The sequence below is a fragment of the Campylobacter sp. S4:11 genome (assembly GCF_024723695.1).
Taxonomy (GTDB): domain Bacteria; phylum Campylobacterota; class Campylobacteria; order Campylobacterales; family Campylobacteraceae; genus Campylobacter_D; species Campylobacter_D jejuni_C.
Genome location: NZ_JANQDC010000105.1, coordinates 1 through 387, shown reverse-complemented (window position 1 = coordinate 387; position 387 = coordinate 1). Strand labels below are relative to the sequence as shown.

The following is a 387-nucleotide window of genomic DNA, read 5'->3' as shown; positions in this document are numbered from 1 at the left end:
AAAGCCTTTTATATCTCCTAGTATCCCTGCTGCTAATTCCCATTCACCCATAAATAAATATCCATTACTTAAATGAGCTAAGCCTCTATTGCTTTCTACTTTTTTATAAAGTTCTTTATAATCTTCATTGATTAAATTTCCTTTTTCATCTACATTGCAATAAGCTTCATAAGGTATATCTATAACAGTGCTTCTTAATCCACTTCTTATAACTAAATACTTATATCTTTCTCTTTTAGTTTTTAAAGATTTATAATAAGCTTTTTCTGCTTTAGTCCAAGGAGCTATAGCTCCTTTTATAGGATCTTTTAAATAAATACTTTGCCAATCTTTAAACTCAAGTAAAGTAGAACTTTGTCCTGTGTAAAGATTAGGATCTAAATATCT

At 28.2% G+C, this 387-nt stretch carries 1 pseudogene; it reads right to left on the bottom strand.

Features of this window, described 5'->3' with window-relative positions:
* Positions 1 to 387 (bottom strand): annotated as a pseudogene (locus CAMP5053_RS08420) (hypothetical protein); the annotation flags it as partial.